Raw genomic sequence first — 7,792 nt, 5'->3', positions numbered from 1 at the left:
CTGCCGACTCGACAGACTTGGGATCGATCACGTTCTCACTGGTCATCGATGCATCTTCCATGATCGGGAGTTACACCGAACGTCTTACAGTCCCGCGATCCGCCAACTCGTCCTCCAAGCCCCCGCTCCGGTGATCGCCCGGATGCTCGGCTACAACGACGACCACACCACCCGTCTCGCCGAAGAGGCCGGAGGAACCTGGAAACGCTATGCCCCCGGAGATCACGCACGGTGACCCGCGGTCAGCGACGGATGCGGGAAGCCGGTCACGCACGACCTTCGTCGCCCCGCAGGTACGCTCCCGCACGCGCTGCAGCCACTGCGGCCCCGGCGGCCTGGTCTGCGGCGGCTTCGTCGAGGCGGTCGCTGCTGGTCAGCAGGCGGTAGTAGAGGGGAGCGGAGACAGCACGGATCACCTCGTATACATCGGTGCCCTCGGGCACCTCGCCCCGGTCGACGGCCTGTTGAACGCAGGGTGCCCACTCCTTGACGCGGATGTCGTAGAAGCGGTGCAGGGCCTCGGCTGTCTTCGCCTCGCAGGTGGCGGCGGCGATCACTGCCTTGAACAGCGCGCCTTGCCGCGGGTCGGCCAAGGTGCGCTGCACGAGCCGGGCGTTGGCTTTGAGATCACCGAGCAGCGAGCCGGTCTCGGTATGCGGCAGTGACTGCTCGGCCATGTCCACCAGCAAATCGGCCACCAGGCTGGTCACCGTTCCCCAGCGACGGTAGACGGTGGTCTTGCCCACCTCGGCCCGGCGCGCGATGTCAGCGAGGTCCAGATGGGCAAAGCCATGCTCCGCCAAGGCGTCCCCAGCCGCCTGCAGCACCGCCGACCGCACCCGCGCCGTGCGCCCTCCAGGACGGACGGTCCCCGGACCCGCACCCTCAAACCCCATAACGGGACTCCAGTTTCGTTAATCACTCGCGCCTGCTACATTGAGGCTCCACATTAACGGAACTCCAAGCCCATTAGTTAGGTACGGGCGGCGAGAGAGGAACAGCCATGGAATACAGGCGGCTGGGCGCATCCGGCCTCAAGGTCCCCGCACTGAGTTTCGGCGCCGGCACCTTCGGCGGCCAAGGGCCGCTATTCGGTGCCTGGGGCAACACCGATGCGCACGGAGCACGCCGTCTCGTGGACATCTGCCTCGACGCCGGGATCACGATGTTCGACACCGCCGACGTCTACTCCAGCGGAGCCTCCGAGGAGGTGCTGGGCGAAGCGATCAAAGGCCGCAGGGACCAGGTGATCGTGTCCACCAAGACCAGCCTGCCGATGGGCGAAGGCCCAGGCGATGCAGGCTCCTCCCGTTCGCGCCTGATCACCGCATGCGAGGACGCCCTGCGCCGGCTCGGCACCGACTACATCGACCTGTTCCAGCTGCACGCCTTTGACGCCGGCACGCCGATCGAGGAAGTCCTGTCCACACTCGATGATCTCGTACGAGCAGGGAAGGTCCGCTACCTCGGCATCTCCAACTTCTCCGGCTGGCACGCGATGAAGTCCCTCGCGAGCGCGGAGAGATACGGCCACCCGCGCTATGTCGCACATCAGGTCTACTACTCCCTCATCGGCCGCGACTACGAATGGGAGCTGATGCCCCTCGGGCTCGATCAGGGCCTCGGAGCCCTCGTCTGGAGCCCCCTCGGCTGGGGACGGCTCACTGGCAAAGTCCGCCGCGGCCAGCTGCTACCGACCAACAGCCGACTGCACCACACCGCGGACTACGGCCCGCCGGTCGAGGACGAACACCTCTACCGCGTGGTCGACGCCCTCGACGATATCGCGCAGGAGACCGGAAAAAGCATTCCGCAGATCGCCATCAACTGGCTGCTGCAGCGACCGACCGTCTCCTCCGTCATCATCGGCGCCCGCGACGAGAACCAGCTTCGCCAGAACCTCGGTGCCGTCGGCTGGACGCTCACGCCTGACCAGATGGCGAAACTCGATGCGGCGAGCGGCAAGACAGCGCCCTACCCCTACTTCCCTTACCAGCGCCAGGAAGGCTTCGCCCGCCTCAACCCACCAGCTGTCGCGCCTCCGCCCGCTGCATGACATCCGCGTCAAGTAGCTGGAGCGTTATAGCCGCGCGTCCCAGACTCGGGCTGGGGGCTGCTTCGCTCAACGCCTGCCCGGGCCTGGACAGCTGCGGTGACAGTCTCTCCCCCTGTTGCCAACTTGTCGGCACGACCACAGACGGTCACCAGGAAACCTTATGCAGAGAGGAATACGCGACAGCCGAATACGCGAGGTCGCCGGTGTCACGCCCCTGAGACACCTTGGGCCTGAGACACCCGTACAGGTCACATAACGCCATCGAGCGCCACCTCCTCCGGAAGTTGGGCGGCGGCAGCGGCGGAGATCTCTGGGAACGCGGCGGTCATGTCCGTGCCGCGACGCGAGCGCAACAGCACCCGGCCGTCGGACCGGCGCGCCACCAGAGCTCGGAAGCCGTCCCATTTTTCGGTTCCGCGGTCCAAGTCAAGGGGACCACCTGCGTGGTGACAGGAGAGGCGAGTATCGGCTCGGCAGGCATCCGCAGCATGACCGACAGCTACCACGGCCCCGGCCTGAGCCCCGGTAGCGGCAGGCCTTGCGGGCGAGGCCTGCCCCGCTCGGCTTCGGCACCACACGGGACCGCAGGGAGCACGGCGTAACATCCGCGCGTGGCAAGAGAATTCCGTACCCGAATCTCTGGTCGATCGCCAGCGTGCGGCGAACGCCGCCCGGCATGAAGCGATGCGGGGTGAATGCAGCGCGCAGGCGTGGAAGCCGTGGCTCGCTGCGGCAGCGGACGTCCACCGGGGGATCACCGAGCACGCGGCGGCGTCCGGGGAGAACCGGGTCGATGTGGAGATGGCGACGAAGCTGGCCGCCCGGGAAGCCGACGAGGCTGAGGGCTGACGCCAACTCCGCACAGTGGGCGGCCCTCCGCCGACGGGGGTACGACGGAGGGCCACAGTCAGTGTCGCAATCGACATTCATCAGCTCCTGGCCCACTGCCCCTTGCTGGAGGGCGTGGCCCGCTGGACCAACCGCTGGTGAGCGCGGGCGTCCTACTGTATGAGGGGCCACCGTTCTGCATCCGACCGTCAAGGAGCATCAGGCTGTGAACGTCGAGATCCCCCCGCACGTACGCGAGACTGCCTCCCAGTTAGGGGCCGGTGTCCCCTACGCCCTGAAGGTCCTGGCCAGCCAGCTGGCCGACGACCCGGACCTGGGCCAGCCTGCCTCGGGTCTGCCCGGCATCCTCACGGTGACGGTCGACGGCGATGTGTTCGAGGACTGCCCCACCCTGGTCATCGGCTACATCCGGGAGCCGGACCGGATCGAGATCCGGTACGTGAACCCTGCCTCCTCCGCCGAGCCAGCCGCGGACGACCAGGACCAGCTTGCCGACCCTGCCGCCGATGCGGTCGTGGGACGGGAGACCGCCGACGCCTGGCAACGCATCATCCGCCGGCTCCAACACAAGGCCCCTGCCTCCTACGCTGCGCTCCGCGGCGGCGCCGACGCCGCCGTCATCGCCGCTCTGGAAGGCGACCTCGGCATCCGGATACCGGTCGAACTGCGCACCCTGTGGCTGCTGTCCGGGGGCGACGACGGAGTCAACGGCTGGGGATGCCTTCCAGGCAATAAGGCCTTGATGACCCTGAACGCCGTGGCCGCCGTTTACCGGCTGAAGATGGACTTCCAGGCCCACGAGGACGCCCTCAACGTCGACCGTCCCGAAGACGACCGGATCACCGTGTGGAAGGCAACCTGGATTCCGGTTGTCGCCCTGGGCCCGACTGATAGCACCTCGGGCCTGTACCTGGACGCCGCGAGCGGCTACCTGGGCCGGTGGTCCCGCTACAACGAAGGCCCCGGCGATGTACTCGACACGTTGGTCACTTACCTGGAAGAGGCTGCCGACATGCTCGAAGCCCCGGACCTGGCCACGCGGGACAAGCCCGGTCTCATCGGCGAGGCGCTCGTGTGGCTGAGCAGTATCGACCCGGCACAGGAAGACCGGTGGCAACCCTTGACTGGCTGACAACGCATGAGAAGGGGGCCAGCCCTGTGTCCTGCGGGCTGGCCCCCTCCTGCTTCACTAGCCGACGCTCAGGCTACGTCAGCCGATCTTGCGCCACGTGCAGGTAGTGGCGGTCGAGGTGCAGTGTTCGAATCCTGGAAGGGTCAGGAAGAACCCCGTCCAGCATCCGCCACGACGGAGCCGGGAATTCGCTGAACACCTGTTGGTTCTGCCCGCTCGGGATTGCCGCACGCCCGCACCGCTCGGCCCGCTCGGCCCGTTCATCGCCGTGCGGGTGTCCGCGAGGATGCCGATGTTCGCCGAACCATCGCCCATCTTGTCGGCGAACAACTGGGCGCACTTGCTGCCCGAGGTCACCAGGTTCACACTCTTCGGGTAGCCGCCGGACTCGTGCGTCGTAGCCATCGCGAACTCGTCACAGTCGACCGAGCCCACCGACGCATCGGACGGGTGCACGGTCCAGGAGGAGCCGGCACCGCATATGGCTCTACGGCTGTCGTCCGATGTCCACGTAGCGCCGGAGCTGGTCTTGACCGGAGTATCCGGGCCCAGGTAGTGCATCAGTGAGTCCCACCGCTTCGAGCCGGCGTGATCGGGCATCACCTGCTGCATGTACCAGTAGTACGCCCCAGCGGCCGGGTACAGGTTGCGGGGCGGCGGGAGGGGTGCTGCCCCGCAGGGTTTTCGTCACGACTCCAGATACCTCAGTACGGCCAGGATCCGGCGGTTGTAGCCCGTGGTGTGCGTGAGTTCGAGCTTGTCGAAGATCGTGTTGAGGTTCTTCTCGACCGTGCTCATGGAGATGTGCAGTTTCTCCGAGATGGCCGCGTTTGTGTGTCCCTGGGCCAGCGTCTCCAGGACGCTGCGTTCGCGGGGAGTCAGCCGGGCCAGCGGGTCGCTGTGAGTCGTACGGATCACCAACTGCCGTACGACCTCGAGGTCGATGGCGGCGCCGCCGGCCTGGATCCGCTCCAGTGCGTCGAGGAACTCGTCGACCTGGGCGACCCGGTCCTTGAGCAGGTAGCCCACTCGCTCCGCGTTCGAGGTCAGCAGCTGTGCGGCGTAGTTGCGCTCTATGTGCTGGGACAGCACCAGGACCCCGACGCCGGGCCACCGCTCGCGGATCTCCAGCGCCGCCCGCAGCCCCTCGTCCGTGTGGGTAGGGGGCATCCGGATGTCCACGACGACCAGGTCCGGCGGCCGGGCCTCGACTTCTCGCAGCAGGGCGACGGCGTCACCCACCGCGGCCGGGACCTCGTGTCCCTCCTCGATGAGCAGCCGGACCAGCCCTTCTCGCAGCAGGGTCGAGTCCTCGGCAAGTATTACGCGCACGGCAGCTCCGCGGTGATCGTGGTGGGCCCCCCGGAGGGGCTGTGGATGTGCAGTCGGCCGTCCAGGGCGCCGACCCGGCTGTGCAGCCCGGTCAGTCCGCTGCCAGCCGCCACCGCGCCGCCGACGCCGTTGTCCTCAATCCGTACGACGAGGACGGGCCCGTACGTACGGATGCTCACGAGGATCTCCGTGGCGGCCGAGTGCTTGGCGGCGTTGGTCACCGACTCCGACACCACGAAGTACGCGGCGGTCGCGGTGGAGGCGGGCAGGGTCTCGGCAAGCGCGAAGTCCATCCGGATGGGGATGCTGCACCTCTCGGACACCCCGGCCAGCGCCTCCTGAAGCCCCAGGTTGTCCAGCGCCGTCGGATACACCCGCCAGGCCACTTCGCGCAGTTCGGTCAGGACGTCCTGCGACTCCTTGTGGGCCTGCTCCAGCAGGCTGCCCGCCTGCTCGGGTGTACGGCCGCGACGGGCCCGCCCGAGGAGCATGGCCAGCGCCACCAGGCGCTGCTGCACCCCGTCGTGCAGGTCCCGCTCGATGCGCCGACGCTCGGTGTCCACCGCCTGGAGCACCGCCGCCCGGCTGGTGGCCAGTTCCTCGATGCGCTGCTGCATCAGCTCGCGTTCAGAGGGACCGAAGCACTCGCGGGCCAGCCACGCGTCGAGCGCCTCGAGCGAGAACAGGCCCTGCACGTCCAGGAAGAGCAGCACACCGCCAAGCAGCACTTGGGTGATCAGTTCTCCCCAGCCGAGCGTGCCCCGCGCCAGGCCCGCCACGAGCAGCCCCGCGAGGACGACACCGAAGGCGAGCAGGCCCACCACGATGCCGGTGATCAGACCGGCATACGTACGGGTGGCGAGGTAGCGCAGGATCCGCTGGTCCGGCACAGGACGGTCGGGGAGACGGTCCCCGAAGAAGAACGAGCGGCGCCGGCGTTCGAGGGCCGTCAGTCGACGGGCCCCGGTGGTCAGGACGACGAGGGCGTGCCGGCGAGTGCGCGGCCACAGCAGCAGCGGGCCGAGGAGGGGGCCGACTACGGCGAAGTAGAGCAGTCCGAGCAGCGCGGTCGGACAACCAAGGACGAGCCCGGCGGCCCTCAGCAGCAGCGCCGGGAACGGTTTCGACAGAGGCTCGCCTCCCGGGTGCATGGGTTCGAGCGCCGCCGGGAGGGGCTGGGTGGTGATGTCCGCCGAATCCGACTGCACGGTTGGCGAGGCTGGTCGGGTGGCGCAGCCGGGGCAAGATCGTTCGACCGGGGCGGGAACGGGGCCGGTCACGACGTACGGCGGTGCTGCGCGGAGCTGCGGGAGCGCAGGCGGACCACGAGGTAGAGGACCAGGGCCGCGGCCACCAGGACGAGGACGATCTTGCTGATGACTCCGACGTAGGTCTCGACAAGGTCCCACTGGTCGCCCAGCCAGTAGCCGGACAGTACGAGCACGGAGTTCCAGATCAGGCTGCCCAGGGTGGTGAGCAGCAGGAAGATCGGCATGGGCATACGCTCCAGGCCGGCCGGCACCGAGATGAGACTGCGGAAGATCGGCACCATACGGCCGAAGAAGACGGCCTTGGTGCCGTGCTTGGCGAACCACTCCTCCGTTCGCTCCAGGTCGGACGGCTTGACCAGCGGCAACCTGGCCCAGATCGCGTACATGCGCTCCCGGCCGAAGAGGACGCCGATCCAGTAGAGGACGGCGGCGCCGACCACCGAGCCGAGCGTGGTCCAGAACAGGGCCGAGAACAGGCTGATGACGCCCTGCCCGGCCGCGAAGCCGGTCAGCGGCAGGATCACCTCGCTGGGCAGCGGCGGGAAAAGGTTCTCCAGAGCGATGGCAAGGCCCGCGCCGGGGCCGCCCATGGTGTCCACAAGGTCGGATGCCCACCCCGCGATACCGCCGGCTGGTTCCTGGGGCAGGGCCAGGTGCATGAGGTCCATTCGAAAGTCTCCAGGCTGCGGGGCGGTCGCCGCGGGCCGATGCCGCGATCCACTGACGAGGCTAGAAACCGAAGATCAGCGCCGGTATGAGGATTACCACCGAACTTTTACGGTTCTCCACACCCCGTGCCCTGCGGTTTTCCGCAGGGCACGGTGCGACGGTAGTGCCATGGCGACCTACTACCCGGCCGGGTCGGCCTCGCCGCCGTCCCGGCTGTCCGTGACACCCTTCAGCCGTACCAACGTTCCCTCGATCAGGGAGAGTTCCTTCGCGGTCAAACCGGGCGGCGGTTTCGACCGCGCGGCCGCCGGCGTCGTTGTTACCGAAGATCCCGGCCCGGACCTCCGTCACTGCTCCAGCCCTCGGGGATAACGACTCAGCACCCGCCCCTGCGGTCATGCCGTGGCCGAGGGGCCCGGGTGAAAACCGATCAGGGGCGATCCCACTGGTCACCTCCTTCAGCGACGGCAGGAAGCCCGGCTG

At 68.0% G+C, this 7,792-nt stretch carries 9 protein-coding genes and 1 pseudogene; 4 read left to right on the top strand and 6 right to left on the bottom strand.

The annotated features are described in order from the left end of the window. Positions 1-235: pseudogene (locus tag ACIQD6_RS35930) on the top strand (hypothetical protein); the annotation flags it as partial. 31 nt (positions 236-266) lie between these two features. On the opposite strand, the gene ACIQD6_RS35925 reads toward ACIQD6_RS35930, so the two are convergent. Beyond that, positions 267-896 carry a TetR/AcrR family transcriptional regulator gene (locus ACIQD6_RS35925; RefSeq protein ID WP_401891200.1) on the bottom strand — a complete coding sequence of 210 codons (630 nt, stop codon included), beginning with the start codon at positions 894-896 and terminating at the stop codon, positions 267-269. 107 nt (positions 897-1,003) lie between these two features. On the opposite strand from ACIQD6_RS35925, the gene ACIQD6_RS35920 reads away from it, so the two are divergent. Beyond that, on the top strand, positions 1,004-2,056 hold the full coding sequence (locus tag ACIQD6_RS35920) for an aldo/keto reductase (RefSeq protein ID WP_401891199.1): 1,053 nt from the start codon (positions 1,004-1,006) through the stop codon (positions 2,054-2,056). 248 nt (positions 2,057-2,304) lie between these two features. On the opposite strand, the gene ACIQD6_RS35915 is transcribed toward ACIQD6_RS35920, so the two are convergent. Continuing rightward, a complete protein-coding gene (locus ACIQD6_RS35915) occupies positions 2,305-2,481 on the bottom strand; it encodes a hypothetical protein (protein ID WP_401891196.1) in 177 nt (58 codons plus the stop codon). 259 nt (positions 2,482-2,740) lie between these two features. Here ACIQD6_RS35915 and ACIQD6_RS35910 point away from each other — a divergent pair, with 259 nt between their 5' ends. Together ACIQD6_RS35910 and ACIQD6_RS35905 are read left to right on the top strand one after the other, a co-directional pair. Continuing rightward, the gene (locus tag ACIQD6_RS35910; protein WP_401891193.1) at positions 2,741-2,905 is read left to right on the top strand and encodes a hypothetical protein; all 165 of its coding nucleotides are present in this window, start codon (positions 2,741-2,743) and stop codon (positions 2,903-2,905) included. A 205-nt stretch (positions 2,906-3,110) separates the two neighbouring features. Next, on the top strand, positions 3,111-4,037 hold the full coding sequence (locus ACIQD6_RS35905; RefSeq protein ID WP_401891190.1) for a hypothetical protein: 927 nt from the start codon (positions 3,111-3,113) through the stop codon (positions 4,035-4,037). A 78-nt stretch (positions 4,038-4,115) separates the two neighbouring features. Here ACIQD6_RS35905 and ACIQD6_RS35900 read toward each other — a convergent pair whose 3' ends face one another. The 4 genes from ACIQD6_RS35900 to ACIQD6_RS35885 form a co-directional block, all read right to left on the bottom strand. After that, a complete protein-coding gene (locus tag ACIQD6_RS35900; protein ID WP_401891187.1) occupies positions 4,116-4,472 on the bottom strand; it encodes a hypothetical protein in 357 nt (118 codons plus the stop codon). Positions 4,473-4,724: 252 nt separating this feature from the next. Then, positions 4,725-5,369, bottom strand: coding sequence for a response regulator (locus tag ACIQD6_RS35895; protein ID WP_401891184.1), 645 nt, complete (start codon positions 5,367-5,369; stop codon positions 4,725-4,727). Then, positions 5,360-6,577, bottom strand: a complete 1,218-nt coding sequence (locus ACIQD6_RS35890; protein WP_401891182.1) for a sensor histidine kinase — start codon at positions 6,575-6,577, stop codon at positions 5,360-5,362. The genes ACIQD6_RS35895 and ACIQD6_RS35890 overlap by 10 nt, the downstream gene beginning before the upstream one ends. A 68-nt stretch (positions 6,578-6,645) precedes the next feature. Further along, complete coding sequence (locus ACIQD6_RS35885; RefSeq protein ID WP_401891179.1) at positions 6,646-7,308, bottom strand: DedA family protein; 663 nt, start codon at positions 7,306-7,308, stop codon at positions 6,646-6,648. Between the last annotated feature and the right edge of the window lie 484 nt (positions 7,309-7,792).

This window comes from Streptomyces sp. NPDC088400 (genome assembly GCF_044753355.1).
Classification (GTDB): Bacteria; Actinomycetota; Actinomycetes; order Streptomycetales; family Streptomycetaceae; genus Streptomyces.
This window is presented reverse-complemented; position numbering and strand designations above follow the sequence as displayed.